General features: G+C 66.3%; 21 protein-coding genes and 2 pseudogenes. 17 read left to right on the forward strand and 6 right to left on the reverse strand.

Annotation, left to right across the window (positions count from 1 at the left end):
- Window positions 1-639 carry a 2'-5' RNA ligase family protein gene (locus tag F3I16_RS17100; RefSeq protein WP_160494760.1) on the forward strand — a complete coding sequence of 213 codons (639 nt, stop codon included), beginning with the start codon at window positions 1-3 and terminating at the stop codon, window positions 637-639.
- A 16-nt stretch (window positions 640-655) separates the two neighbouring features.
- On the opposite strand, the gene F3I16_RS17105 is transcribed toward F3I16_RS17100, so the two are convergent.
- Window positions 656-1,093, reverse strand: a complete 438-nt coding sequence (locus tag F3I16_RS17105; RefSeq protein WP_218573300.1) for a phosphate-starvation-inducible protein PsiE — start codon at window positions 1,091-1,093, stop codon at window positions 656-658.
- Window positions 1,094-1,330: 237 nt separating this feature from the next.
- Here F3I16_RS17105 and F3I16_RS17110 point away from each other — a divergent pair, with 237 nt between their 5' ends.
- On the forward strand, window positions 1,331-1,591 hold the full coding sequence (locus F3I16_RS17110) for a YebG family protein (protein WP_160494761.1): 261 nt from the start codon (window positions 1,331-1,333) through the stop codon (window positions 1,589-1,591).
- Window positions 1,592-2,021: 430 nt separating this feature from the next.
- Window positions 2,022-2,876 carry a DMT family transporter gene (locus F3I16_RS17115; protein ID WP_160494762.1) on the forward strand — a complete coding sequence of 285 codons (855 nt, stop codon included), beginning with the start codon at window positions 2,022-2,024 and terminating at the stop codon, window positions 2,874-2,876.
- Window positions 2,877-2,982: 106 nt separating this feature from the next.
- Here the strand turns inward: F3I16_RS17115 and F3I16_RS17120 are convergent, their stop codons facing one another.
- Both F3I16_RS17120 and F3I16_RS17125 read right to left on the reverse strand, forming a co-directional pair.
- Window positions 2,983-4,005, reverse strand: coding sequence for a Glu/Leu/Phe/Val dehydrogenase (locus F3I16_RS17120; RefSeq protein WP_160494763.1), 1,023 nt, complete (start codon window positions 4,003-4,005; stop codon window positions 2,983-2,985).
- Window positions 4,006-4,118: 113 nt separating this feature from the next.
- Window positions 4,119-5,108, reverse strand: a complete 990-nt coding sequence (locus F3I16_RS17125) for an NAD(P)-dependent oxidoreductase (RefSeq protein WP_160494764.1) — start codon at window positions 5,106-5,108, stop codon at window positions 4,119-4,121.
- Between the two features lie 267 nt (window positions 5,109-5,375).
- Here F3I16_RS17125 and F3I16_RS21450 point away from each other — a divergent pair.
- Window positions 5,376-6,104 (forward strand): annotated as a pseudogene (locus F3I16_RS21450) (cache domain-containing protein); the annotation flags it as partial.
- Window positions 6,105-6,740: 636 nt separating this feature from the next.
- Window positions 6,741-7,271: pseudogene (locus tag F3I16_RS21455) on the forward strand (methyl-accepting chemotaxis protein); the annotation flags it as partial.
- A 57-nt stretch (window positions 7,272-7,328) separates the two neighbouring features.
- On the opposite strand, the gene F3I16_RS17135 reads toward F3I16_RS21455, so the two are convergent.
- Window positions 7,329-8,219, reverse strand: a complete 891-nt coding sequence (locus F3I16_RS17135) for a LysR family transcriptional regulator ArgP (RefSeq protein WP_160494766.1) — start codon at window positions 8,217-8,219, stop codon at window positions 7,329-7,331.
- A 163-nt stretch (window positions 8,220-8,382) separates the two neighbouring features.
- Here F3I16_RS17135 and F3I16_RS17140 point away from each other — a divergent pair, with 163 nt between their 5' ends.
- The 3 genes from F3I16_RS17140 (at window position 8,383) to F3I16_RS17150 (ending at window position 12,020) form a co-directional block, all read left to right on the forward strand.
- On the forward strand, window positions 8,383-8,985 hold the full coding sequence (locus tag F3I16_RS17140) for a LysE/ArgO family amino acid transporter (protein ID WP_160494767.1): 603 nt from the start codon (window positions 8,383-8,385) through the stop codon (window positions 8,983-8,985).
- Between the two features lie 179 nt (window positions 8,986-9,164).
- Window positions 9,165-9,746: a superoxide dismutase [Fe] gene (gene sodB / locus F3I16_RS17145; RefSeq protein ID WP_160494768.1), complete on the forward strand. Its 582-nt coding sequence runs from the start codon at window positions 9,165-9,167 to the stop codon at window positions 9,744-9,746.
- Between the two features lie 210 nt (window positions 9,747-9,956).
- A complete protein-coding gene (locus tag F3I16_RS17150) occupies window positions 9,957-12,020 on the forward strand; it encodes a bifunctional diguanylate cyclase/phosphodiesterase (RefSeq protein WP_160494769.1) in 2,064 nt (687 codons plus the stop codon).
- 458 nt (window positions 12,021-12,478) lie between these two features.
- On the opposite strand, the gene lptG is transcribed toward F3I16_RS17150, so the two are convergent.
- Window positions 12,479-13,540: an LPS export ABC transporter permease LptG gene (gene lptG, locus F3I16_RS17155; protein WP_160494770.1), complete on the reverse strand. Its 1,062-nt coding sequence runs from the start codon at window positions 13,538-13,540 to the stop codon at window positions 12,479-12,481.
- Window positions 13,527-14,663 carry an LPS export ABC transporter permease LptF gene (gene lptF, locus F3I16_RS17160; RefSeq protein WP_160494771.1) on the reverse strand — a complete coding sequence of 379 codons (1,137 nt, stop codon included), beginning with the start codon at window positions 14,661-14,663 and terminating at the stop codon, window positions 13,527-13,529. The genes lptG and lptF overlap by 14 nt, the downstream gene beginning before the upstream one ends.
- Before the next feature lie 144 nt (window positions 14,664-14,807).
- Here lptF and F3I16_RS17165 point away from each other — a divergent pair, with 144 nt between their 5' ends.
- From F3I16_RS17165 to F3I16_RS17205, 9 genes are all read left to right on the forward strand, one after another.
- Complete coding sequence (locus tag F3I16_RS17165; protein WP_160494772.1) at window positions 14,808-16,292, forward strand: leucyl aminopeptidase; 1,485 nt, start codon at window positions 14,808-14,810, stop codon at window positions 16,290-16,292.
- Window positions 16,289-16,705 carry a DNA polymerase III subunit chi gene (locus F3I16_RS17170; protein WP_160494773.1) on the forward strand — a complete coding sequence of 139 codons (417 nt, stop codon included), beginning with the start codon at window positions 16,289-16,291 and terminating at the stop codon, window positions 16,703-16,705. Before F3I16_RS17165 ends, F3I16_RS17170 begins: the two co-directional genes overlap by 4 nt.
- Window positions 16,706-16,855: 150 nt before the next feature.
- Complete coding sequence (locus tag F3I16_RS17175) at window positions 16,856-17,317, forward strand: DNA polymerase III subunit chi (protein WP_160494774.1); 462 nt, start codon at window positions 16,856-16,858, stop codon at window positions 17,315-17,317.
- Window positions 17,318-17,524: 207 nt separating this feature from the next.
- Window positions 17,525-20,356 (forward strand): valine--tRNA ligase, encoded by a 2,832-nt coding sequence (locus F3I16_RS17180; protein ID WP_160494775.1) that lies wholly within the window; start codon window positions 17,525-17,527, stop codon window positions 20,354-20,356.
- A gap of 332 nt (window positions 20,357-20,688) precedes the next feature.
- Entirely contained in the window at window positions 20,689-20,946 is a 258-nt protein-coding gene (locus tag F3I16_RS17185; RefSeq protein WP_160494776.1) for an OadG family protein, read from the forward strand.
- Window positions 20,947-20,974: 28 nt separating this feature from the next.
- Window positions 20,975-22,747, forward strand: a complete 1,773-nt coding sequence (gene oadA, locus F3I16_RS17190) for a sodium-extruding oxaloacetate decarboxylase subunit alpha (protein WP_160494777.1) — start codon at window positions 20,975-20,977, stop codon at window positions 22,745-22,747.
- Window positions 22,748-22,756: 9 nt separating this feature from the next.
- Window positions 22,757-23,893: a sodium ion-translocating decarboxylase subunit beta gene (locus F3I16_RS17195; RefSeq protein WP_160494778.1), complete on the forward strand. Its 1,137-nt coding sequence runs from the start codon at window positions 22,757-22,759 to the stop codon at window positions 23,891-23,893.
- Window positions 23,894-24,083: 190 nt separating this feature from the next.
- A complete protein-coding gene (gene nhaD, locus F3I16_RS17200) occupies window positions 24,084-25,436 on the forward strand; it encodes a sodium:proton antiporter NhaD (RefSeq protein ID WP_160494779.1) in 1,353 nt (450 codons plus the stop codon).
- Between the two features lie 11 nt (window positions 25,437-25,447).
- Entirely contained in the window at window positions 25,448-25,744 is a 297-nt protein-coding gene (locus F3I16_RS17205) for a winged helix-turn-helix domain-containing protein (protein ID WP_160494818.1), read from the forward strand.
- Window positions 25,745-25,809 lie beyond the last annotated feature (65 nt).

Genomic DNA, 25,809 nt, shown 5'->3' on the forward strand with positions numbered 1-25,809 from the left:
GTGCTGCTCTCGCAAGCCCAGGCCGGCCCCGCGCACACGCTGCCCTGCGAACTGCGCGACTACCCGCAGTGGCACCGCGGGCGCCAGCGCTACGCCGTCTGGTCGATCCCCGTCGAGTGCCCGGCCGTGCTGGCGCGCATGCAGGCCGCGCACGAGCTGCTCGGCGACTGGCTGCACCCGGCCTACCAGCGCCAGGCGCACATCACCCTGTTCGTCTGCGGTTTCCCCGCCCCACGCCGCCAGCACTCGGACGACTTCACCGCGCCCCAGCTGGAGCGCCAGAGCCAGGCCCTGGCGCAGCTGCGCCCGCGCGCCTTCAGCCTGCAGATCGGCGGCCTGGACAGCTTCGCCAGCGCCGCGTTCCTGCAGGTCGCGGATCAGCGGCAGCAGCTGCCCCTGCTGCGCCGCCAGCTGGCCGGCGGCGCCAGGGAAATTCGCCAGGCGCCCTACCACCCACACCTGACCCTCGGCCTATACCGCCAGCGCATCACCGCGGCGGCCTGGCGCGAACGGGCGGCCGCCCTGGCCGAGTTGCCGCCGCTGCCTCTGGCCGTGAGGGAGCTGCACTACTGCAGCTACCAGGCGCAGCAGCTGTTCGGCCCGCTGCAGGTGGAGCGGCGCCTGCCCCTGGCCGACTGATGGCGCGCGTTCGAATTCAGCTCTCCCCGGCCTCCGGCTCCCGCCCCCGGCGTGACGACACCTGCACCGAAGGGAAGCGCGCCGAGGCGAAACGCACCACCAGGATCGCCAGGCCGAGCAGCAGAATGGCGCCGGAGACATAGACCACGCCCATGTCCGGGCGATTGTGGTGCGACACGTCGGAGATCAGCAGGCGCGTCAGCGCGGTGATCGCCACGTAGATGAGGAAGCGCACCGGCATGTGGTTGGTCTTGAAGTAGATGCCGACCATGGCCCCCAGTTCGAGGTAGATGAACAGCAGCAGGATGTCGTCGACCGTGATGTGGCCCTTTTCCAGCATGCCGAGAAAGGCGACCACCGAGGCCCAGGCGGTGATCGCGCCGATGCCGAACAGCGCCAGGTAGTGGAAGGCCTCCACCAGCAGATTGCCCAGGGACTGCGCCAGGGCATGCATGCCCTCCCGCAAGGAATCGACTTGTTGCAGTTTCACGCGTTCACTCCTGACTGGCTTGGAAAGGCCATGCTGGCCCCGACAGATGACGGTTATGCAGAATGGAGGCCAGCCTGCCGCCCGCGGCGGCGACAGGCAATGCTTCCATGGGAGGAGAAGCCGGACTTGCACTGGGCCACCACTTTCCAATACTGTATGCACATACAGCAAACTTGAACCGATACAGGAATGAGGTGATGAATGGCCGTCGAAGTGGTGTACCGCAGCAGCCGCGACCCGGAGCGCTTGTTCATGGATAAGGCCGAAGCCGATCGTTACGACAAGATGCTGGAACTGGCCGAAGCGCTCTCCGAGGCGCTGCACAAGGCCGTGCCCTCGCTCAGCGAGCAGCAGGTGGAAGAACTCGGCATCTACATGGCGAAGAACCGCGACACCTTCGCCAAGGCCTTCAAGAACCAGCCCGAAGCCCTGGCCGAGCTGGGCGCCGAAGCCGCCGAGTAAGCACGAGCACCTGGCGCCAATCGCCGCTGCTCGGCGCCAGGCCCCCGTTACACCTTTGTGCGTGGCAGTGACGAGCTGCGGTTGAAGCCGCGACCAGGAAAGCGCCATACTCCAGGCTGCCCATGGCAGGCAAAAGCCTGCCCAGTCCTTCAGCTCGACCGATAACCGAACCATGACCCAGCCCACGCACAGCTCTCTTCCCGCTCTTCAGCTCAGCGCTGAGCGGGATGCTGCTGCGTGCCTGTCGCTGACTGCCCCACCTGTCGCACCTCCCGCTGCACGCCGGGCCGGCACTCCCCCGCCGCCCCCTGCGTGCTCCGCTGCGGGCTAATACCCAGCCCGACTCCCGGCTCCGCTTCGCCTTCTGGCCGGCCCGTCCCGCGTGACGAGCCGGTGGAGCCTGTTAAGCCTTTGCGACAGGTGATTCACCATGTATTTCGACAAGACCTTCTGGGGCGCCTGCGCCTCGACTGCGCTGTTCGTCCTGCTCTGGAGCAGCGGCGCGATCTTCGCCCGGCTCGGCCTGGACCATGCGTCCGCCTTCGCCCTGCTGACCCTGCGCTTCGCCCTGGCCCTCGGCGTTCTGCTGCTGATCGGCAGCCTCAGCCGGACCTGGTTGCCGGCGCGCGGCCAGCGCTGGCGCACGGCCGTGACCGGCCTGCTGCTGATCGGCGGTTACTCCATCTGCTATCTGCTGGCGCTGGACCACGGCGTGACGCCAGGCGTGCTGGCCACCCTGCTCGGCGTGCAGCCAATCCTCACCCTGCTCCTGCTGGAACGGCGCTTCGCCGCACTGCGCCTGCTCGGCCTCGGCCTGGCCATGGCCGGCCTGGTTCTGGTGGCGTGGCACAGCCTGCAGCAGGCGACGTTGAGCGCAACGGGCCTGGGCTATGCCCTGGCGGCACTGGCCTGCATGACCGGCGGGGCGATCCTGCAGAAAGGCCTGAGGCAGACGCCCCTGCACACCTTGCCACTGCAATACGCCATGAGCCTGCTGGCCTGCGCCGCACTGCTGCCGTTCCAGCCGTTCGTGGTGGACTGGTCGCTGGACCTGCTGCTGCCACTGCTGTGGCTGGCCATCGTGATCTCGGTGGCGGCGCAGCTGCTGCTCTATCGCCTGATCCAGGCCGGCAACCTGGTCAACGTCACCAGCCTGTTCTATCTGGTGCCGGGCGTGACGGCGGCGATGGACTACCTGTTCCTCGGCAATGCCATGGGCGGGCTGAGCCTGCTGGGCATGGCGGCGATCGTGCTGGGCCTGCTGCTGGTGTTTCGCAAAACCTAGCGGCGGGACTTGCCCTGCAGCCGCTCTCCGGGTGGCCGTGGGTGCCACCCGCCAGGCAGCACGCCCGCGGCAGTGATGCCACGGGCGTTTCCTGAGCAGCCTAGCGCTAGGCGCCGTACAGCAGGCGCTCGGCCAGCCGGTCGGCAACCCGCGCCGGCGAGCACTTCTCGGCCTGGGCGTGGGCGTAGAGCTCGTTCAGGCGCAGACCGATCTGCGCCAGATGGGCGGTGATCGCCGGCAACTCCTCGCCACGGTGCTGCAGCGCCACGTAGATCAGCCCGCCGGAATTGATCACGTAATCCGGCGCATAGAGGATGCCGCGCGCGTCCAGCTCGTCGGCGATCTCGCCGCTGGCCAGCTGGTTGTTGGCCGCGCCGGCCACCGCCGCGCAGTGCAGGCCGGCCACCGTCTGCGCATTGAGCACGCCGCCCAGGCCGCAGGGAGCGAGGATGTCGCACGGACTGCCCAGCAACGCCTCGGGCGCCACCGCACGGGCACCCAGCTGCTCCACCGCCAGTTGCACCCGCCCGGCATCGAGGTCGCTGACCAGCAGCTCCACGCCGGCCGCCGCCAGCTGCTCGGCCAGGGCCAAACCGACATGCCCCAGGCCCTGCACCGCCACGCGCAGCCCGTCCAGGTCGGCGCTGCCGAGGCGCGCCAGGGCGGTGCTGCGAATCCCGGCATACACGCCCATGGCGGTGTGCGGCGAGGGGTCACCGGCGGCCGTGGTGCTGGTCACGTGCTGGGTGTGCTGGGCGATGCAGTCCATGTCGGCGCTGGAGGTTCCGCTGTCCACCGCGGTGATGTAGGCGCCGCCCAGCGACTCGATCATGCGGCCGAAGGCCTCGAACAGCGCGGCGCGGTTGTCGACATGCGCCGGGCGGATGATCACCGCCTTGCCGCCGCCCTGCGCCAGGCCGGCCAGCGCCGCCTTGTAGCTCATGCCGCGAGCCAGCTGGATGGCGTCGCGCACGGCACTGTCGGTATCGGCATAGGGAAGGTAGCGGCAACCGCCAAGCGCGGGGCCGAGGCGGCTGCTGTGGATGGCGATGATGGCCCTGAGGCCGGTGACCGGGTCCTGGGCGAGGTGCAAGGCTTCGAGCCGTGCGCTTTCCATCATGGCGAACATGCGGATTTCCTTGCTGGCTTTACAGGCCAGTATAGGTAGGCCGCCGGGATTGGCTGGGCAGGCTGGGCATAAGGCGGCCAGCCCTGATAACCGCCGCGCCGCCCTCTACGACCTCAACGCCCCTGCACCTTCCACCAGGTGCAGAACTCCTCCAGCGCGGTCCAGATCGGCACCTGCGGGTCGTAATCCAGGTACTGCCGGGCGCGGCCGATGTCCAGGGAGAAGTCGCGCGCCATCACCGCCACGCCGAGGCGCAACAAGCTCGGCTCCGGGCGCCCGGGCAGCAGCTTGCACAGCGTCTCGTTGAGGGTCGCCGCCGCATAGGCCAGGGCATAGGGCATGTGCCGGGTCACCGGCGGCAGGTCGAACTGACGCAGGACGAAGTTGACCACGTCCCACAGCGGCACCGGTGCGCCGTTGCTGATGTTGTACACCTTGCCCAGCGCCGGGCCGGCGGCCAGCAGGCTGCTGAACAGGGCGTCGTTGAGGTTCTGCATGCTGGTGAAGTCGACCTTGTTCAGGCCGTTGCCGATGATGAACAGGCGGCCCTTGCGCTGCATCTCGATCAGCCGCGGGAAGATGCTGGTGTCGCCGGCGCCGGTGACGAAGCGCGGGCGCAGGGCGATCACCTCCAGGCCGAACTCCTGGGCCTCGAAGACCTTCTGTTCGGCCCGGTACTTGGTCGCGCCGTAGTGATCGACGAACCTCGACGGCAGCTGTTCTTCCTTCAGGCCGACATGCGCCTGGCCATCGAAATACACCGAGGGCGAGGACAGGTGCACCAGGCGCCGCACCTTCTGCCCCAGGCAGCCTTCGATGACGTTCTGGGTCAGCACCACGTTGCCCTGCTGGAAGTGCTCGCGGCTGCCCCACACGCCGACCGCGCCGGCACAATGCACCACGGCATCGACGTCGCGGCACAGGCGATGGGCCAGGTCCGGGTCGGCCAGGTCGCCCTGGATGAATTCCGCGCCGCGCTTGATCAGATGCTGCACGCCGTCCGCCCGGCGCCCGTTGACCCGCACCAGCAGCCCCTGCTCCAGGGCGAAACGGGCAAAGCGCCCACCGATGAAGCCGCTTGCCCCCGTCACCAGAATTCTCATTGCCCCGCCTCCCCCAGCGTTCTTGTTGTGCCAGCGACTCTAGCAGGCCCTGCCGGCGAGAACCGTGACCGGCGCGGCCAGAACGCCGGCCCTGCAAACCGGCCGCTTAATATCCTTTACAGCCGTCAAACAATTCGCACGCTTCTTGCAGAATATTCAACACCCTGAATTTCTGTAACCCTTTTACCCGCGGAGCCACAGGAAATGCCGTTACGCCTGAAGTTAGCGCTCAGTTACCTGATGATCGGCCTGATTCCAGTCATGGCCATGGCGTTCACCGTCTATCAGCAAGCCAGCCAGGCCTTGCAGGAGCAGACCCTTAACGCCCTGGAAGCCGTTGCGAATATCAAACAGCGACAACTGCAGGACAACTGGCAGTCCCGCCACAACCAGCTCAGCACCCTGGCCAGCAACCTCGGCACCAGCTACGCCGGGCTGGATGCCCAGGCGCTGATCAGCACCGCCAACTATGACCGGCCGATCTTCGAAAACTTCATCAAGACCTTCGGCTACCGCGACCTGAAGCTGGTCACCGCCGATGGCAAGGTGGTGTTCAGCGTGCTGCGCGACAGCGACTACCAACAGAACCTCAACGATGCCGCCTGGCGCGACACCCCCATGGGCCGTCTGGCACAAGGCGGCTTGAGCAACCGGCGGGTGCTGATCGGTGACCTGGCGAGCAACCCGCAAACCGGCGAACCCAGCCAGTTCCTGGTCGCCCCGGTACTCGCCGAGGGCGAGTTGCAGGCCCTGCTGATGCTGGAGCTGCCGATCGCCGCGCTGAATGCGGTGATGCAGACGCGCCAGGGCCTGGGCGAGTCCGGGGAAACCTATCTGGTCGGTGCCGATGGCAAGCTGCGCTCCGATTCGGTGCGCTTCGCCACGCAGCAGGTCGAGCGGGATGCGCAGACCGCCGGCAGCATCGGCGGGCAGGCCGTCAGCCTGGCCCGGCAAGGCCAGCAGGGGCGCCTGAGCGAGCCGGGGCTGGACGGCAAACCGGCCCTCAAGGCCTTCGTGCCGCTGGAGTTCAATGGCCAGCAGTGGGCGCTGATCGCCGAGATGGACCAAGCCCAGGCCTTCGCCCCGGTGCGCGAACTGATGTGGCGGGTACTCCTGCTCGGCCTGCTGACCGTCGCGGCGGTGGCCCTGGCCACCTGGCTGGTCAGCCGCAGCGTGATGCGCCCGCTGGGTGGCGAACCGAGCAACATGGCCGACCTGGCCCGACGCCTGGCAGCCGGCGAGCTGCGCCTGGCCAGCCACGACACCCCGCACAGCGGCCTGATGCAGGCCCTGCATGAAATGGCCGGGGCCTGGCGCGAAGTGATCGAGCGCCTGCGCCTGGCCAGCAGTGCGGTGGGCGATGCCAGTGGCGACATCCTCGGCGCCGCCGGGCAGACCAGCAAGCGCCTCGACCAGCAGCAGGAAGCCCTGGAAATGGTGGTCAGCGCAGTCGACCAGATGGCCGCCACCGTCCAGGAAATCGCCAGCAACGCCAGCCAGAGTGCCGCTGGCAGCGCCGCCGCGCGGGACGCCTTCGCCACCATGCAAAGCACCCTGCAGCACATGATCGGCCGCCAGGACCAGTTGCTCGACGGCCTGCGCCAGGCCGACCGGGTGGTGCAGACCCTGGCCGGCGACAGCCAGCAGATCGCCTCGGTACTCGGCGTGATCGGCGCCATCGCCGAGCAGACCAACCTGCTCGCGCTCAACGCCGCCATCGAAGCGGCGCGGGCCGGCGAACAGGGCCGCGGCTTTGCCGTGGTGGCCGACGAAGTACGCAGCCTGGCCCTGCGCAGCCGTACCGCCACCGAGGAAATCGTGCAGATCATCGGCGCCCTCGGCGACTCCTCCGACGAGGCCCTGCAGCGCATGCAGGGCTCTACCGAGCAGGCCCGCGCGCTGGAAGACGAAACCCAGGCCGTGCTCGGCTCGCTGGATCAGCTCAGCCAGTCACTGGAAGGCGTGCATGCCCTGGCCTTCCAGATCGCCGCCGCAGCCGAAGAGCAGGCGGCCACCACCCAGGAGGTCAACCAGCACATGCATCGCCTGCACGAAATGACCGGAGAAAATCGCCAGACCGCTGCCCACACCCGCGACTGCGGCGAACAGCTGCGCAAGGTCGCGGGCTGCCAGGAGCAGCTGGTGGCGCACTTTCAGCTCTGAGATCCTGCTCCGGGTCGCCACAGGGTACGCCGGGCGCAGCACAAGGCACGGCGCGCTCTAGGATTTGACCAGCCAGCCGGCCACACCGCGGTGCAGATGCTCGGTCAGCGCAGCCAGCAGCTCGCCGCCATTGCGCCAGTGATGCCAGTACAGCGGCACATCCAGCGGCCGGTCGGGAATGACCTCGACCAGCGCGCCGCTGGCCAGCTCGCGTTGCACCTGCAGCTCAGGCACCAGGCCCCAGCCGAAGCCGGCCTCGGTCAGACGCACGAAACCTTCCGACGACGGGCACAGGTGATGGGCAAAACTGCCTTCCACGCCCAGCTGCGCCAGATAGCGATGCTGCAGCAGGTCGTCCGGGCCGAAGACGATGGCCGGAATCCGCGCCAGGCTGCCCGCCTGCACACCCTGAGGAAAGTGCCGCGCTATAAATGCCGGGCTGGCCAGCGCCCGGTAGCGCATGGCGCCCAACGGCAAGGAGCGCGCCCCGGCCACCGGGCGTTCGGCGGCGCACACGCAGGCGGCCACCTCGCCGGCGCGCATGCGTTTGAGGCCGACGTCCTGGTCCTCCACCACCAGATCCAGCAGCACCCGGTGCTCGGCGCAGAAGTCGGCCACCGCCAGCGCCCACCAGGTCGCCAGGCTGTCGGCGTTCAGCGCGATGCGCAGGCGCTCGGGCAGGCCGCCTTCGTCCAGCGCCGGTACCTGGCCCTGCAGGTCGCGCTCGAGCAGGCGCACCTGCTGCACATGGTTGAGCAGGCGCCGGCCGATCTCGGTGGGGCTCGGCGGCGTGCCGCGTACCAGCACCGGCTGGCCGACCCGCGCCTCGAGCAGCTTGATCCGCTGCGACACCGCCGACTGCGACAGGCCGAGCAACTGCGCCGCGCGCTCGAAACCACCCTGTTCCACCACCGCCGCCAGCGCCGCCAGGAGTTTGTAATCGAACAAATCAGTTTTCCTAATGGGAGATCAGCATGATTTGTTTTCCTTATACAGCAGCAGACCGGAAACTGCCCACCATCCTTCACCCCTGCTCTATTAAGGAAGCATCCATGACCCGCCAGCACCATCCCAGCCAACTCGCCGCCAGCCGGGCCCGGGAGTGAACGCCATGTGGCAGAGCTACCTGAACGGCCTGCTGGTGGCCGCCGGCCTGATCATCGCCATCGGCGCGCAGAACGTCTTCGTCCTGGCGCAGAGCCTGCGCCGCGAGCATCACCTGCCGGTCGCCGCGCTGTGCGTGCTGTGCGATGGCCTGCTGGTCGCCGCCGGAGTGTTCGGCCTGGCCGCCCTGCTGGCGCAGAACCCGCTGCTGCTCGGCATCGCCCGCTGGGGCGGCACCGCCTTCCTGCTCTGGTACGGGGCCAAGGCCTTGCTGCGCGCGATCAAGCCCCAGGCCCTGGAGCAGGGCGAGAGCGAGGGGCCGCGCTCACGCCGCGCGGTGCTGCTGGCCGCGCTGGCGGTGACCCTGCTCAACCCGCACGTCTACCTGGATACCGTGCTGCTGATCGGCTCCCTCGGTGCCCAGCAGCCGGAGCCCGGCGCCTATACCCTGGGCGCGGCCAGCGCTTCCCTGCTGTGGTTCTTCAGCCTGGCCCTGGGCGCCGCCTGGCTCGCCCCCTGGCTGGCCCGCCCCACGACCTGGCGCCTGCTCGACCTCGGCGTGGCGCTGATGATGTTCGCCATGGCCTATCAGCTAATACGTTCCATGTAAGGCGCGGCAGAGGCCCTGGCACCGGCTTTCCCACACACTTGCTGCGTGGTTAAGGCCCGGCTCGGGTGCTATGATCCGGGGCTCGCGGCGCAAAGAGGACAAACTCTCCGCCGCCAGTCCGGCCGCCCGTGAACGGCCCATGAGCGCATCGCGCCCCCGACCTGAGTAGGAGATAGACCATGGCTTTCGAATTGCCGCCGCTGCCGTACGAGAAGAACGCCCTCGAGCCGCACCTGTCCGCCGAGACCCTGGAATTCCACCACGGCAAGCACCACAACGCCTACGTGGTGAACCTGAACAACCTGGTGCCGGGCACCGAATTCGAAGGCAAGAGCCTCGAAGAAATCATCAAGACTTCCTCCGGCGGCGTGTTCAACAACGCGGCGCAGATCTGGAACCACACCTTCTACTGGAACTGCCTGAGCCCGAACGGCGGCGGCCAACCGACTGGCGCCCTGGCTGACGCGATCAACACCACCTTCGGCTCCTTCGACAAGTTCAAGGAAGAGTTCAGCAAGACCTCCATCGGCACCTTCGGCTCCGGCTGGGGCTGGCTGGTGAAGAAGGCCGACGGCTCCCTGGCCCTGGCCAGCACCATCGGCGCCGGCTGCCCGCTGACCAGCGGCGACACCCCGCTGCTGACCTGCGACGTGTGGGAACACGCCTACTACATCGACTACCGCAACCTGCGTCCGAAGTACGTCGAGGCGTTCTGGAACCTGGTCAACTGGGACTTCGTGGCGAAGAACTTCGCCGCCTGAGTCACCCCCAGCGTTCACGAGAAACCCGGCTAATGCCGGGTTTCTTGCTTTTGGGCCCGCCGCCCAGCCCACCCGCGACAGCGACCGCCCGACGAATGCTTCAGTCGGCAAAAGTTCTGCCGATGCAGTAATGGCCCTTTGACGGCTCACGCGCATTTGCCAATACTCACACCGGTCAGCAGCCTCCGGCAGAGAACAAGGAATAAGCATTTGAAGCTGGAATTGAAAAACAGCCTGTCGCTCAAACTGCTCCGTGTTGTCCTGCTTTCGGCCCTGGTCGTAGGCGTGGTCCTCAGTTGTGCACAAATCGTTTTCGATATCTACAAGACCCGTCAGGCGGTGGCCAGCGATGCCCAGCGCATCCTCGGCATGTTCCGCGACCCCTCGACCCAGGCCGTCTACAGCCTGGACCGGGAAATGGGCATGCAGGTCATCGAAGGTCTGTTCCAGCACGAAGCCGTGCGCTATGCCGCCATCGGCCACCCCAACGAGCCGATGCTGGCCGAACGCTCGCGCGAGCTGCTCGACGCCCCCAGCCGCTGGCTGACCGACCCGATTCTCGGCAAGGAACAGATGTTCAGTACCCAGCTGGTGGGCAAGGGCCCCTACAGCGAGTACTACGGCGACCTCAACATCACCCTGGACACCGCCAGCTACGGCGAGAACTTCATCACCACCTCGGTGATCATCTTCATCTCCGGCGTGCTGCGCGCCCTGGCCATGGGCCTGGTGCTGTACCTGGTCTACCACTGGCTGCTGACCAAGCCGCTGTCGAAGATCATCGAGCACCTGACCAGCATCAACCCGGACCGCCCCAGCGAGCACAAGCTGCCGATGCTGCGCGGCAACGAGAAGAACGAACTGGGGCTGTGGATCAACACCGCCAACCAGCTGCTGGAATCCATCGAGCGCAACACCCACTTGCGCCACGAGGCGGAAAACAGCCTGCTGCGCATGTCGCAGTACGACTTCCTCACCGGCCTGCCCAATCGCCAGCAACTGCAGCAGCAGCTCGACCAGATCCTCGAGGATGCCGGCCGCCTGCAGCGCCGCGTCGCCGTGCTGTGCGTCGGCCTGGATGACTTCAAGGGCATCAACGAGCAGTTCAGCTACCAGACCGGCGACCAGCTGCTGCTGGCCCTCTCCGACCGCCTGCGCAGCCACAGCGGCAAGCTCGGCGCCCTGGCCCGCCTGGGTGGCGACCAGTTCGCCCTGGTCCAGGCCGATATCGAGCAGCCCTACGAAGCCGCCGAACTGGCGCAGAGCATCCTCGACAGCCTGGACACCGCCTTCTCCCTGGAACAGCAGGAAGTGCGCCTGCGCGCCACCATCGGCATCACCCTGTTCCCGGAGGACGGCGACAGCACCGAGAAGCTGCTGCAGAAAGCCGAACAGACCATGACCCTGGCCAAGAGCCGCTCGCGCAACCGCTACCAGTTCTATATCGCCAGCGTCGACAGCGAAATGCGCCGCCGCCGCGAACTGGAGAAAGACCTGCGCGAGGCCCTCAAGCGCAACGAGCTGCACCTGGTCTACCAGCCGCAGATCGACTACCGCGACCACCAGGTGGTGGGCGTCGAGGCCCTGCTGCGCTGGCAGCACCCGCAACACGGCTTCGTCCCGCCGGACCTGTTCATCCCCCTGGCCGAGCAGAACGGCAGCATCATCGCCATCGGCGAATGGGTGCTGGACCAGTCCTGCCGCCAGCTGCGCGAATGGCACGACCAGGGCTTCAGCGACCTGCGCATGGCGGTCAACCTGTCCACCGTGCAGCTGCACCACGCCGAGCTGCCGCGCATGGTCAACAACCTGCTGCAGGTCTACCGCCTGCCGGCGCGCAGCCTGGAGCTGGAAGTCACCGAAACCGGCCTGATGGAAGACATCACCACCGCCGCCCAGCACCTGCTCAGCCTGCGCCGCGCCGGCGCGCTGATCGCCATCGACGACTTCGGGACCGGCTACTCCTCGCTGAGCTACCTGAAGAGCCTGCCGCTGGACAAGATCAAGATCGACCGCAGCTTCGTCCAGGACGTGCTGGAAGACGAGGATGACGCCACCATCGTGCGCGCCATCATCCAGCTGGGTAAGAGCCTGGGCATGCAGGTCATCGCCGAAGGGGTGGAAACGGCCGAGCAGGAGGCCTACATCATCGCCCAGGGCTGCAACGAGGGCCAGGGCTACCTGTACAGCAAGCCGTTGCCGGCGCGCGAAGTGACCCTGTACCTGAAGCAGGCCCGCCGCCTGAATATCGCCAGCAACCCCGCCACCCTCTAAGCCAGCAACCCGACAGGCACCGCCAGGCGACAAGCCGTAGGTTGGGTTGAGGAGCGGCGCGACGAAGCCCAACGAGCCTGCCCCGGTTGTTGGGCTTCGCTGTGCTCAACGCCAACCTACCGGCACATGCGCCAGTGCCGCGGACTGCAGCCGTGAATAGCGGGGCCTTCCAGGCCCGGCCAAGCCCATGTGCCACATGCCGGGGACAGCACCAACAAAAAAGCCATGTACCTGTTACGCGCTGCTATGCCGCGCTGTTGTTTGGCTCAAACGCTCGCGGTGGCTGCTCTGGCTGTTCGTGGGAGCGAATTCATTCGCGATCAGGGCCTACGCCGAGCCGCCTGTTTATCGCGGATAAATCCGCTCCCACTCAAGCTCGATGGCTTGTGCAACACGGAACTGGCACATAGCCAACAAAAAGGCCGGGCTAAGCCCGGCCTTTTGCCATCCCGCGCGCGTCAGGCGGCGCGCCTGAGCAGCACGGAGCCCGCCCCCGCGCAGATCAGGGTCGGCACCAGCACCGCCAGCAGCGGCGAGAAGCCGAACACCAGGCTCGACGGGCCGAGCAGGTCCTGGGCGATGCGGAACGCGAAGCCCACCAGCACTCCGGTGAACACGCGCTGGCCGAGGGTCACCGAACGCAGCGGGCCGAAGATGAAGGAAATCGCCATCAGCACCAGCGCGGCGGTCACCAGCGGCTGCAGCACCTTGGTCCAGAACGCCAGCCAGTAGCTGCCGTTGTTCAGGCCCTGCTCGCCCAGGTACTGGATATAGCGCCACAGCCCGCTCACCGACAACGCCTCCGGCGCCATCACCACGGTGCCGAGCAGCTGCGGGTTGAGCTCGATGTCCCAGCGCTGGTTCGGCTCCTCGATCACCTCGGTGGTGCGTTCGCGGAAATGCGTGGTCTTGACCTCTTCCAGCTGCCAATGGTCGCCCTGGTACAGCGCGCGGCGGGCGAAGCTGGAAGACAGCAGATGGCGCTGGTCGTCGAACTGGTAGCGGGTCACCCCGTACAGCCGGCCATTGGGCTGCACGGCGTTGATGTGGATGTATTCCTGGCCCTGGCGGTGCCACAGGCCGCGCTTGGAACTCTGCGCCTCGCCGCCGCCCTGGGCCATCGAACGGTGCGCCTGGGCCAGGTTCTCGCTCCAGGGCGCCAGGTATTCGCCGATCAGCAGGCCGACCAGCATCAGCACCAGCATCGGCTTCATCACCGCCCAGACGATGCGTCCGACCGAGACCCCGGCGGCACGCATGATGGTCAGTTCGCTGTTGCTGGCCAGGCTGCCGAGGCCGATCAGGCAGCCGATCAGTGCCGCCATCGGCAGCATCTCGTAGATCCGCCGCGGCAGGGTCAGCAGCACGTAGACCAGCGCCTCGAGGGTGCCGTAGGAGTCCCCGAGATCGCCCAGTTCGTCGATGAAGGCGAACAGCAGCGCCAGGCCGACGATGATCCCCAGCACCGCCATGATGGCGAAGAACACGCTGGTCCCGATGTAACGATCAAGCCTGACCATGGGCCATCTCCTTCACTGCGCGGCGGCTGGCCAGCTTGAGTTGCACGGGCGTCCAGAAGAACAGCCCCAATCCGATCAGCAGGAACAGGCCGTGCACCCACCACAGCCCCAGGTCCTGGGGAATCTTGCCCTTGTCCAGCTGGCCGCGGGCGCCGATCAGCAGCGCCAGGTAGGCCATGTACAGCAGAATCGCCGGCAGCAGCTTGAGGAAGCGACCCTGGCGCGGGTTGACCCGGGCCAGCGGCACGGCCAGCAGGGTGACGACGAACACCAGCAGCGGAATCGACAGGCGCCACTGCAGCTCGGCCTGGTGCTTGGGGTTGTCGCTGCCGAACAGCTCGCGAGTGGGAATGGCTTCGCGCTCGCCGATCTCGTTGCTCACCGACGGTTTGGGCAGCAGCACGCCGTAGGTCTCGTACTGGATCGCCCGGTAGTCGGCCTGGCCCGGGTTGCCGTCGTAGCGGTAACCGTTTTCCAGGATCAGGTAGCGGCTGCCGTCGGCCTGGATCACCTGGCGTCCGCTTTCGGCGACCAGCACGGTGATGCCGCGCTCCTTGTTCTTCTCGTCCTTGTCGCGGCTCAGGCGCTTCTCGGAGATGAACACGCCGGCCAGCTGGCCACGATCCGCCGACAGGCTTTCGGTATAGGTCACCCGCGAGCCGTCCTTCATCGCCTGGAAGCGGCCGGGCACCAGGGTATCGAACTCGGTCAGGGCATCCTGCTGGTTGAAGATCCGCGTGACCTCGGCCACCCCTTGCGGCGCCAGGCCCAGGCTCAGCCAGGCGGTCAGCAGGGCGACCAGCAGCGCCGGGGCCATGGTGTAGGTCAGCAGGCGCTTGTGGCTCATGCCGGTGGCCGACAGCACGGTCATCTCGCTGTCCAGGTACAGGCGCCCGTAGGCCAGCAGGATGCCGAGGAACAGGCCCAGCGGCAGAATCAGCTGGAGGAAGCCCGGCAGGCGGTAGCCCATGATCATGAACAGCACGCTGGGGTCGAGCAGGCCTTGCGCCGCCTGGGCCAGGTACTTGATGAAACGCCCGCTCATGATGATCACCAGCAGCACGGCACTGACCGCGCTGAGGGTAAGCAGCACTTCACGGGACAGGTAACGGAAGACGATCAAACCAGACACTCCAGGGTTGTCAGGCTCAGGTGGCTACGCTCAAACTAGCCGGCACCTTTGCCGGCCTGCAGCACGTGCAGGCCCTCGAAAAAATAGCGGCCATTATCCGCCAAACCCGACTCTTTGTCTTGGGGACAGCTCAGCATGGAATTCCTCGTCAAAAGCACCCGCCCGGAAACCCTGAAGACCGCCACCCTGGTGGTCGCCATTGGCGAGGGCCGCAAGCTCGGCCTGGCCGCCAAGGCCGTGGATGAGGCCAGCGCCGGCGCTATCAGCGCCCTGCTCAAGCGCGGCGATATCGCCGGCAAATCCGGGCAGACCCTGCTGCTGCACAGCCTGCCGGGCCTCAAGGCCGAGCGCGTGCTGCTGGTCGGCAGCGGCAAGGGCGAGCTATCCGACCGCCAGTACCGCAAATTGGTTGCAGCGGTGCACGGCGTGCTCAAGGGCCTGGGCGGCGGCGACGCGGTGCTGGCCCTCGGCGAACTCAAGGTCAAGGGCCGCGACGCCTACGGCAAGGCCCGCCTGCTGGTGGAGACCCTGGCCGACGGCGACTATCTGTTCGACCAGTTCAAGAGCCAGAAGGCCGAAGCCCGCGCGCTGAAGAAGATCACCCTGATCGCCGACAAGGCCGAGCAGGCCGACACCGAGCGCGGCAGCCTGCATGCCCAGGCCATCGCCAGCGGCATGGCGTTCACCCGCAACCTCGGCAACCTGCCGCCGAACCTCTGCCACCCCAGCTACCTGGCCGACGAGGCCAAGGCCCTGGGCAAGGCGCACAAGAACCTCAAGGTCGAGATCCTCGACGAGAAGAAGCTCAAGGAACTCGGCGCCGGCGCCTTCCTCGCCGTGGCCCAGGGCAGCGCGCAGCCGCCGCGGATGATCGTCATGCACTACCACGGCGGCGCCAAGGATGAGGCGCCCTTCGCCCTGGTCGGCAAGGGCATCACCTTCGACACCGGCGGCATCAGCATCAAGCCGGCCGCCGGCATGGACGAGATGAAGTACGACATGTGCGGCGCCGCCAGCGTGTTCGGCACCCTCAAGGCCGTGCTCGACCTGCAGCTGCCGATCAACCTGGTGTGCCTGCTGGCCTGCGCCGAGAACATGCCCAGCGGCGGCGCCACCCGCCCCGGCGACATCGTCACCAGCATGAGCGGGCAGACCGTGGAAATCCTCAACACCGACGCCGAAGGCCGCCTGGTGCTGTGCGACACCCTGACCTATGCCGAACGCTTCAAGCCGCAAGCGGTGATCGACATCGCCACCCTCACCGGCGCCTGCATCGTCGCCCTGGGCAGCCAGGTCTCCGGCCTGATGGGCAACAACGACGCGCTGGTCAAGCAGCTCCTCAAGGCCGGCGAGCACGCCGACGACCGCGCCTGGCAGCTGCCGCTGCACGACGAATACCAGGAACAGCTGGACAGTCCCTTCGCCGACATCGCCAACATCGGCGGGCCCAAGGCCGGCACCATCACCGCCGGCTGCTTCCTCTCGCGCTTCGCCAAGAAGTACCACTGGGCGCACCTGGATATCGCCGGCACCGCCTGGATCAGCGGCGGCAAGGACAAGGGCGCCACCGGCCGCCCGGTGCCCCTGCTGACCCAGTACCTGCTGGACAGGGTCAAGTGAGAGTCGAGTTCTACGTCCTCTCCTCCACCACGCCGGAAGGCCGCCTGCGCGCGGCCTGCCAGCTGGCACTGAAGGCCTGGCGTGCCGGCCTGCCGGTGTTCCTGCGCGGCAGCGACCAGGTCCAGTGCGAGGAGCTGGACGAGCTGCTGTGGCGCTTCAAGGGCGACAGCTTCGTGCCCCACGACCTGCACCAGCACAACCCGCAGGCGCCGGTGGTGCTCGGCCTGGACCAGGCGCCGGCCGCCAGCCAGGGCCTGCTGATCAACCTCAATCCGGCGCTGTCGCCGCATCTTGAGCAGTTCGGCCGGGTCATCGAGATCGTCAACCAGGAGCCGCAGCTGCTGGCCTTGTGTCGCGAGAATTTCCGCCTGTACCGGCAGAAAGGCTATGATCCGCAGCGTGTAGAGCTCTGAGAACCTGTCCATGATCTGCTGCGCGTCGGCCATGCGGCGTTGAAAACAGGCTCGAAATGCTCATTTACCATTCGTAAACTGCGCTTCCTCGCCTGTCTTCGCCTTGCCTGGCTCTAGCTCGCGAGCTCATGAACAGGCTCTAATCGCATCATGGACACCCCGAAACCACCCAAGCCCGACCTCCTGCTGGACGACCTCGAGTCGATCCGTCAGTTGCTGGAGGACGAAAAGCTCGAGCCGCCGCTGCTCACCGACAGCCTCGACGGCGAACTGCAGATCCCCCTGCTCTCCGACATCATCGAGCCCGGCCCGGCCGTCAGCCTGCCCGACCCCGCCTTACAACCCGGCAACATGGGCGCGCCCGCGCCGGTCACCCCAACCCCGCCGCTGCGCCCGGCCGTGCCCGCCAGTTCAACCATCGGCAGCGCCCTCCAGCGCAGCCTCGGCGCCCAGGGCAGCGGCGAGCTGAGCCGTCTCGACGGCGAACTGCGCGCCGCCGCGCAACTGCTGCTGCAGGACGTGATCGACGATTTCGTGCCGCAGATCGAGGCCGAACTCAAGCGCCGCCTCGACGCCCGCCTCGACCGCCTGCTGGCCCAGCGCAAACCCTGATCCCGCAGGGTGCGCCGTGCACCATGGCCTTCGGTGCGCACGGCACAACCTACGCGCCCCATAGCCGGCAGCACCAACCACCAGCCTGAAAGAGCCCGATAAACGCCCGCCATCCGCCTCTCGTAGCGCCGGCCTTTGGCCGCCTGCCCTTTGCCGTTATACTTGCCGGCTTTCCCGCTCAGTTGCCAATACGGTCCCGCCGCACCCATGGACAAGACCTACCAGCCCCACGCCATCGAAACTTCCTGGTACCAGACCTGGGAGCAGAACAACTACTTCGCCCCGCAAGGTTCCGGCGAGCCCTACAGCATCATGATCCCGCCGCCGAACGTCACCGGCAGCCTGCACATGGGCCATGGCTTCAACAACTCGATCATGGACTGCCTGATCCGTTTCCGCCGCATGCAGGGTCGCAATACCCTTTGGCAGCCGGGCACCGACCACGCGGGCATTGCCACGCAGATGGTGGTCGAGCGCCAGCTGGCCGCCGACGGCATCGGCCGCCATGACCTGGGCCGCGAGAAGTTCCTGGAGAAAGTCTGGGAGTGGAAGGAGCAGTCCGGCGGCACCATCACCCGGCAGATCCGTCGCCTGGGCTCCTCGGTGGACTGGTCGCGCGAGCGCTTCACCATGGACGAAGGCCTGTCCGAAGCCGTTAAAGAAGCCTTCGTACGCCTGCATAACGACGGCCTGATCTACCGCGGCAAGCGCCTGGTCAACTGGGACACCAAGTTCCACACCGCCATCTCCGACCTCGAAGTGGAAAACCACGACGAGAAAGGCCACCTGTGGAACCTGCGCTATCCGCTGGCCGACGGCAACCAGACCGCCGACGGCAAGGATTACCTGATAGTCGCCACCACCCGCCCGGAAACCATGCTCGGCGACGCCGCCGTGGCCGTGCACCCGGAAGACGAGCGCTATAAAGCCCTGATCGGCACCTTCGTCGAGCTGCCGCTGGTTGGCCGGCGTATCCCGATCATCGCCGACGACTACTGCGACCCCGAGTTCGGTACCGGCTGCGTGAAGATCACCCCGGCCCACGACTTCAACGACTACGAAGTCGGCAAGCGCCACAATCTGCCGCTGCTGAATATCTTCGACAAGGACGCCAAGGTTCTCGCCAAGGCCCAGGTGTTCAACATCGACGGCAGCGTCAACAGCGAGATCGACGGCAGCCTGCCGGCCGAATACGCCGGCCTCGACCGCTTTGTCGCCCGTAAGCAGATCGTTGCCGCTTTCGAGGCCGCCGGCCTACTGCAAAGCATCGACGACCACGCGCTGAAAGTGCCGAAGGGCGACCGCTCCGGCACCATCATCGAGCCGTGGCTGACTGACCAGTGGTACGTCTCCACCAAGCCGCTGGCCGAGAAAGCCATCGCCGTGGTCGAGAGCGGCGAGATCCAATTCGTGCCCAAGCAGTACGAGAACATGTATTTTTCCTGGATGCGCGACATCCAGGACTGGTGCATCAGCCGCCAGCTCTGGTGGGGTCACCGCATCCCGGCCTGGTATGACGACGCCGGCAACGTCTACGTCGGTCGTGACGAAGCGGAAGTGCGCGCCACCCACAACCTCGGCGACGCCAACCTGCGCCAGGACGAAGACGTGCTGGACACCTGGTTCAGCTCCGGCCTGTGGACCTTCTCCACCCTCGGCTGGCCGCAGCAGACCGACTTCCTCAAGACCTTCCACCCCACGGATGTTCTTGTAACGGGCTTCGATATCATCTTCTTCTGGGTCGCCCGGATGATCATGCTGTCCACCCACCTGACCGGGCAGATCCCGTTCAAGACCGTGTACGTGCACGGCCTGGTGCGCGACGGCCAGGGCCAGAAGATGTCCAAGTCCAAGGGCAACGTGCTCGACCCGCTGGACATCGTCGACGGCATCGACCTGGAATCCCTGGTAGCCAAACGCACCAGCGGCATGATGCAGCCCAAGCTGGCCGAGAAGATCGCCAAGCAGACCCGCGCCGAGTTCCCGGAAGGCATCGCCGCCTACGGCACCGACGCCCTGCGCTTCACCAACCTGGCGCTGGCCTCCACCGGGCGTGACATCAAGTTCGACATGGGTCGCGTCGAGGGCTACCGCAACTTCTGCAACAAGCTGTGGAACGCCGCCAACTTCGTCATCGAGAACACCGATGGCCAGGACACCGGCATCAATGGCGAAGCCGTCGAGCTGTCGCCGGTCGACCGCTGGATCATCTCCGCCCTGCAGCGCTGCGAGCAGGACGTGACCCGCCACCTCGACGGCTTCCGCTTCGACCTGGCCGCCCAGGCCCTCTACGAGTTCATCTGGGACGAGTACTGCGCCTGGTACCTGGAGCTGGTCAAACCGGTGCTGTGGGACGAGAACGCCCCGGCCGAACGCCAGCGCGGCACCCGCCGTACCCTGGTGCGCGTGCTGGAAGTGATCCTGCGCCTGGCCCACCCGTTCATGCCCTTCATCACCGAAGAAATCTGGCAGCGGATCAAGGCCCAGGCCGGCGTCAGTGGCGAGACCATCATGCTGCAGGCCTGGCCGGTGGCCAATGAAAGCCGTATCGACGCGAGCGCCGAAGGCGACATCGAGTGGGTCAAGCAGCTGATGCTCGGCGTGCGGCAGATCCGTGGCGAGATGAAGATCTCCATGGCCAAGCGCATCGACATCATCGTCGCCAACGCCAGCGCCGAAGACCTGCGCCGCCTGGCCGACTTCGAGCCGCTGCTGAGCAAGCTGGCCAAGCTGGAGTCGGTGCGCGTGCTGGCATCCGGCGAGGAAGCGCCGATGTCCGCCACCGCCCTGGTCGGCGAGATGCAGGTGCTGGTGCCGATGGCCGGGCTGATCGACAAAGACGCCGAACTGGCGCGCCTGGACAAGGAAATCCAGCGCCTGACCGGTGAAGTACAGCGCGTCGGCGGCAAGCTGAGCAACGAAGGCTTCGTCGCCAAGGCGCCGGCCGAAGTGCTGGACAAGGAGCGCGCCAAGCTGGCCGAGGCCGAACAGGCCCTGAGCAAGATGGTCGAGCAGCGCAAGAAGATCGCCAACCTCTAAGCCAGCCCAGTGAAAAAGGCCCGCCGTCGCCAGACCGCGGGCCTTTTTTCTGCGCAGCGGAATCATCACCGAAAAGCAACGCGGCGAAGCCCTGCGCCTCCGCCCCGAATGCGCCAACCCGCGTGGACAGCGGTTGGCGCCGACCTCACCACGGAAAACCCGCGCCAGAGGCCTTCGCGTCGGCATTGCAACAAAAAATGTCCTAAATTGCGGCATGATAATTGCGGCAACGACCGCATCCACGTAAGGTTCCGCAGTTGCCGCAGCCACAAGCGCGGCCGCCATAACTACAAATAATCGCCGAACCTACGGCGGCACTCTCGGAGCCTCACATGACCCCGACCGATCTTCTGATGGAGGGCGTTGAACTTATGCTGATCGGCATAGGTTGCGTCTATTTGTTCCTCACCCTACTGGTCTACGCGATCCGCGGCATGTCCGTACTGATCGCCCGCTTCGCCCCGGAGCCACACCCCGTGGCCAGCGCGTCAAGCCCGCGGCCCCAGACGACGGCCAGCGCCGATGTCAGCCCCGATCTTATTGCCGCCATCCAGGCCGCCATTCACCAGCACCGCAACAAGCGCGGCTGAGTAGCCCTTCAGTAGAGAGCCCAACAAGATGATCAAGTCCCGCCTTGGTATCACCGACGTCGTCCTGCGCGATGCCCACCAGTCGATCCTCGCCACCCGTGTGCGCCTGGAAGACATGCTGCCCATCGCCCCGAAACTCGACCAGGTCGGCTTCTGGTCGGTGGAATCCTGGGGCGGCGCCACCTTCGACGCCTGCATCCGCTACCTGGGCGAAGACCCCTGGGAGCGTATCCGCCAGCTCAAGGCGGCGATGCCCAACACCCGCCAGCAGATGCTCCTGCGCGGGCAGAACCTGCTCGGCTACCGGCACTATGCCGACGACGTGGTGGACAAGTTCGTCGAACGCGCGGCGATCAACGGCGTCGACGTGTTCCGCGTGTTCGACGCGATGAACGATCCGCGCAACATGGAAACCGCCCTGCAGGCGGTCAAGCGCCAGGACAAGCACGCCCAGGGCACCATCTCCTACACCACCAGCCCGGTGCATACCCTGGAGATGTGGCTGGACCTGGCCAAGAAGATCGAGGACATGGGCGCCGACTCCCTGGCGATCAAGGACATGGCCGGCATCCTCACGCCCTACACCGCCTTCGAGCTGGTCACGCGCCTGAAGGAAAGCCTGTCGATTCCGATCCACATGCAGTGCCACGCCACCGCCGGCCTCTCCAGCGCCGCCATCCTCAAGGCCGTGGAAGCCGGCATCGACAACGTCGACACGGCGATTTCCTCGCTGTCGATGACCTACGGCCACTCGCCAACCGAGTCGGTGGTCGCCATGTTCCAGGGCACCGAGCGCGACACCGGCCTGGATCTGCTGCTGCTGGAAGAAATCGCCGCCTACTTCCGCGAAGTGCGGAAGAAGTACGCCAAGTTCGAGGGCAACCTCAAGGGCGTCGACTCGCGCATCCTGGTCGCCCAGGTGCCCGGCGGCATGCTCACCAACATGGAAAGCCAGCTCAAGGAACAAGGCGCCCAGGACCGCTTCGACGAAGTGCTGGCGGAAATCCCGCGGGTGCGTGAAGACCTCGGTTTCATCCCGCTGGTCACCCCGACCTCGCAGATCGTCGGTACCCAGGCGGTGATCAACATCCTCACCGGCGAGCGCTACAAGTCGATCACCAAGGAAACCGCCGGCATCCTCAAGGGTGAATACGGCGCCGCGCCTGCGCCATTCAATGTGGTGCTGCAGGATCGCGTGCTGGACGGTAAGGAAGCCATCACCTGCCGCCCGGCCGACCTGCTCGAACCGGAAATGGACAAGCTCAGCGAAGAACTCGACGAACTGGCGCGCACCCAGGGCTTCACCCTGGCCGCCAACGCCATCGATGACGTGCTCACCTACGCCCTGTTCCCGCAGATCGGCCTCAAGTTCCTGCAGAACCGCGGCAACCCGGCGGCCTTCGAACCGGCCCCGACCGGCAACGAGCAAGCCGAACGCAGCGCCGGCCAGGCCGAGACCTATACCGTGGCCGTCAACGGCCAGTCCTTCGTGGTGCAGGTCAACGAAGGCGGCGACCTTACCGGCATCAAGCCGCTGGGCGGTGCAGCGCATGCCACCAGCCACGCCGCGCCACTGCCGGCCGGTGGCGGCGAGCCACAGAAGGCGCCGCTGGCCGGCAACATCTTCAAGGTCCTGGTGCAACCCGGCCAGCACGTCGAGGAAGGCCAGCTGGTGCTGATCCTCGAAGCGATGAAGATGGAAACCGAGATCCGCGCCTTCCGCGCCGGCACCATCGGCAGCGTCAACGTCAAGATGGGCGACGCAGTGGCAGTGGGCGACAGCCTGCTGACCATCGGCTAAGGGGCACACATGGACAAGCTTCTGCAACTCTGGCAAAGCACCGGCCTCTACCACCTGGAGCCGGGCCAGGCGCTGATGATGGCGACCTGCCTGCTGCTGATCTACCTCGGCATCAAGAAAGGCTTCGAGCCGCTGCTGCTGATCCCGATCGGCTTCGGTGGCCTGTTGGCCAACATCCCGGTGGCCAACATGGCCGAAGGTGCGGGGTTCCTGCACCTGATCTATGAAGTGGGCCTGCCGACCAGCATCTTCCCGCTGCTGATCTTCCTCGGCGTGGGTGCCATGACCGATTTCGGCCCAATGCTGGCCAACCCGAAGACCCTGCTGCTCGGCGCCGCCGCGCAATTCGGCATCTTCGGCACCCTGCTCGGCGCACTGGCAATTGGTGCAATAGGCATCCCCGGCCTGGAGTTCACCATGAAGGAAGCCGCCTCCATCGCCATCATCGGCGGCGCGGACGGCCCGACTTCGATTTTCGTGACCTCCAAGCTGGCGCCGCATCTGCTCGGCCCGATCGCCGTGGCGGCCTACGCCTACATGGCCCTGGTACCGCTGATCCAGCCGCCGATCATGCGCGCCCTGACCACCCAGGCAGAACGCGGCATCGTCATGCAGCAACTGCGACATGTCAGCCAGACCGAAAAGATCATCTTCCCGCTGGTGCTGTGCCTGCTGGTCGGCCTGCTGCTGCCGGATGCGGCCCCGCTGATCGGCATGTTCGCCATGGGCAACCTGCTGCGTGAAGCCGGCGTGGTCGAGCGCCTGGCCGACACCTCGCGCAACTCGCTGATCAACATCGTCACCATCTTCCTCGGCCTGACCGTGGGCTCCAAGCTGTCGGCCGACAGCTTCCTGCAGATGAAGACCCTGGGCATTCTGCTGCTGGGCATGGTCGCCTTCTGCGCCGGTACGGCGGCCGGGGTGCTGATGGCCAAGCTGATGAACGCCTTCAGCAGCAACAAGATCAACCCGCTGATCGGTTCCGCCGGCGTCTCGGCGGTGCCCATGGCAGCCCGGGTATCGAACAAGGTCGGCCTGGAGACCAACCCGCAGAACTTCCTGCTGATGCATGCCATGGGGCCCAACGTGGCCGGCGTGATCGGCTCGGCGGTGGCGGCTGGCGTGCTGCTCAACTTCGTCGGTTGATGGCGACTGCATGGTACTGACAAGCCCCGGCCCTGCCGGGGCTTGTTGCATCCGGCCCTTACAGAAGCGCAGGCAACTTGAGCACGGTCATGATCGCGCTTGCGACAATCAGGACACTTCCCCCGAACCAGACAACTCAGGCATCCTGCCGCGGCGCAATAATTAATAACAACTTCGACGGAATCGCACCATGTACGCCTTGATGGCTCTCATTTTCGTTATCGGCTACCTCTGCATAGCCCTGGAACATCCCCTCAAGATCGACAAAGCGGCCTCGGCCATACTCACCGCCGTATTCTGCTGGACCGCACTGGTACTGGGCGCCGAGAGCATTCTGCCGGCCCTGGACAGCGCCAGCCACGGCATCAGCAGCGAGTTGCGCCACCACCTGGGCGAAGTCTCGGAGATCCTGTTCTTCCTGATGGGCGCCATGACCATCGTCGAGCTGATCGACGCCCACGAGGGCTTCAAGGTGATCACCGAGCGCATCCGTACCAGCAAGCGCGTGCACCTGCTGTGGATGATCGGCTTCATCACCTTCTTCCTCTCCGCCGCCCTGGACAACCTGACTACCACCATCGTCATGGTTTCCCTGCTGCGCAAGCTGATCAAGGATCAGCACGAACGCTGGTTCTACGCCGGTATCGTGGTCATCGCCGCCAACGCCGGCGGCGCCTGGTCGCCGATCGGCGACGTGACCACCACCATGCTGTGGATCGGCAACCAGATCACCGCCAGCGGCATCATCGCCCAGCTGTTCATCCCCAGCCTGGTCTGCCTGCTGGTCCCACTGATCGTCCTCAGCCTGAGCATGAAAGGCGAGTTCGAACGCCCCGAAGTGCTGGAAACCGATGAAGAACGTCGCGACCCGACCACCCCGTTCGAGCGCAACCTGGTGTTCATCCTCGGCATCGGCGCCCTGCTGTTCGTCCCGGTGTTCAAGACCGTGACCCACCTGCCACCGTACATGGGCATCCTGTTCGGCCTCGGCGTGCTGTGGGTGGTCACCGAGATCCTCCACCGCGGCAAGAACGATGAAGACAAGCACCCGCTCTCGGTGGTCGGCGTACTGCGCAAGATCGACACCACCAGCGTGCTGTTCTTCCTCGGCATCCTGCTGGCCGTGTCCAGCCTGGCCACCGCCGGCCACCTGACCCAGGTTGCCAGCGCCCTGAAGGACAGCCTGGGCAACGTCTACGCCATCAACATAGCCATCGGCCTGCTGTCCTCGGTGGTCGACAACGTGCCGCTGGTGGCCGGTGCGATGAAGATGTACCCGCTGGTCAGCCCCGAAACGCTCGCGGCAGCAAGCAGCGAAGCCGGCTGGCTGGGCAACTTCGTGGTCAACGGCAGCTTCTGGGAGCTGCTGGCCTACTGCGCCGGCACCGGCGGCAGCTGCCTGATCATCGGCTCGGCGGCCGGCGTGGCGGCCATGGGCATGGAGAAGATCGACTTCATCTGGTACCTGAAGAAGATCAGCTGGCTGGCCCTGATCGGCTACCTGGCCGGCGCCGCCACCTATATCGGCCTGGCCAGCCTGTGAGTACCACAGCCGTGGAAGCGAGCAAGACCCGCACCAGCTTCTACCGCCGCCTGTACGTGGCCTGGCTGATCGACAGCGGCAGAGCCACCACGGTGCCGGCGCTGATGGCGGCCACCGGCATGCCGCGGCGCACCGCCCAGGACACCCTGGCCGCCCTCGCCGAGCTGGATATCCTCTGCGACTTCGTCCAGCACGACGGCGCGCGCAACAACGCCGGGCACTACGCCATCCAGGCCTGGGGCCCGATCGACAAGCACTGGGTGGCCAGCCACCTGGCGCAGATCAAGAGCCTGCTCGGCTACCCCTGAGAACCCGGCTCGGATCGCCCGATCCCAAGCAGCTCTCCTTCCGCCCCTCGCACCCGCGGCACTGA

This window comes from Pseudomonas sp. L-22-4S-12 (assembly GCF_009799935.1).
GTDB lineage: Bacteria > Pseudomonadota > Gammaproteobacteria > Pseudomonadales > Pseudomonadaceae > Aquipseudomonas.

Bases quoted from the DNA above. Each gene is read 5' to 3' on its own strand.
- F3I16_RS17105 (WP_218573300.1), bottom strand. From the start codon at position 1,093: ATGCATGCCCTGGCGCAGTCCCTGGGCAATCTGCTGGTGGAGGCCTTC.
- F3I16_RS17110 (WP_160494761.1), top strand. From the start codon at position 1,331: ATGGCCGTCGAAGTGGTGTACCGCAGCAGCCGCGACCCGGAGCGCTTG.
- F3I16_RS17115 (WP_160494762.1), top strand. From the start codon at position 2,022: ATGTATTTCGACAAGACCTTCTGGGGCGCCTGCGCCTCGACTGCGCTG.
- F3I16_RS17120 (WP_160494763.1), bottom strand. From the start codon at position 4,005: ATGTTCGCCATGATGGAAAGCGCACGGCTCGAAGCCTTGCACCTCGCC.
- F3I16_RS17125 (WP_160494764.1), bottom strand. From the start codon at position 5,108: ATGAGAATTCTGGTGACGGGGGCAAGCGGCTTCATCGGTGGGCGCTTT.
- F3I16_RS17140 (WP_160494767.1), top strand. From the start codon at position 8,383: ATGTGGCAGAGCTACCTGAACGGCCTGCTGGTGGCCGCCGGCCTGATC.
- sodB (WP_160494768.1), top strand. From the start codon at position 9,165: ATGGCTTTCGAATTGCCGCCGCTGCCGTACGAGAAGAACGCCCTCGAG.
- lptG (WP_160494770.1), bottom strand. From the start codon at position 13,540: ATGGTCAGGCTTGATCGTTACATCGGGACCAGCGTGTTCTTCGCCATC.
- F3I16_RS17165 (WP_160494772.1), top strand. From the start codon at position 14,808: ATGGAATTCCTCGTCAAAAGCACCCGCCCGGAAACCCTGAAGACCGCC.
- F3I16_RS17175 (WP_160494774.1), top strand. From the start codon at position 16,856: ATGGACACCCCGAAACCACCCAAGCCCGACCTCCTGCTGGACGACCTC.
- F3I16_RS17180 (WP_160494775.1), top strand. From the start codon at position 17,525: ATGGACAAGACCTACCAGCCCCACGCCATCGAAACTTCCTGGTACCAG.
- F3I16_RS17185 (WP_160494776.1), top strand. From the start codon at position 20,689: ATGACCCCGACCGATCTTCTGATGGAGGGCGTTGAACTTATGCTGATC.
- oadA (WP_160494777.1), top strand. From the start codon at position 20,975: ATGATCAAGTCCCGCCTTGGTATCACCGACGTCGTCCTGCGCGATGCC.
- F3I16_RS17195 (WP_160494778.1), top strand. From the start codon at position 22,757: ATGGACAAGCTTCTGCAACTCTGGCAAAGCACCGGCCTCTACCACCTG.
- nhaD (WP_160494779.1), top strand. From the start codon at position 24,084: ATGTACGCCTTGATGGCTCTCATTTTCGTTATCGGCTACCTCTGCATA.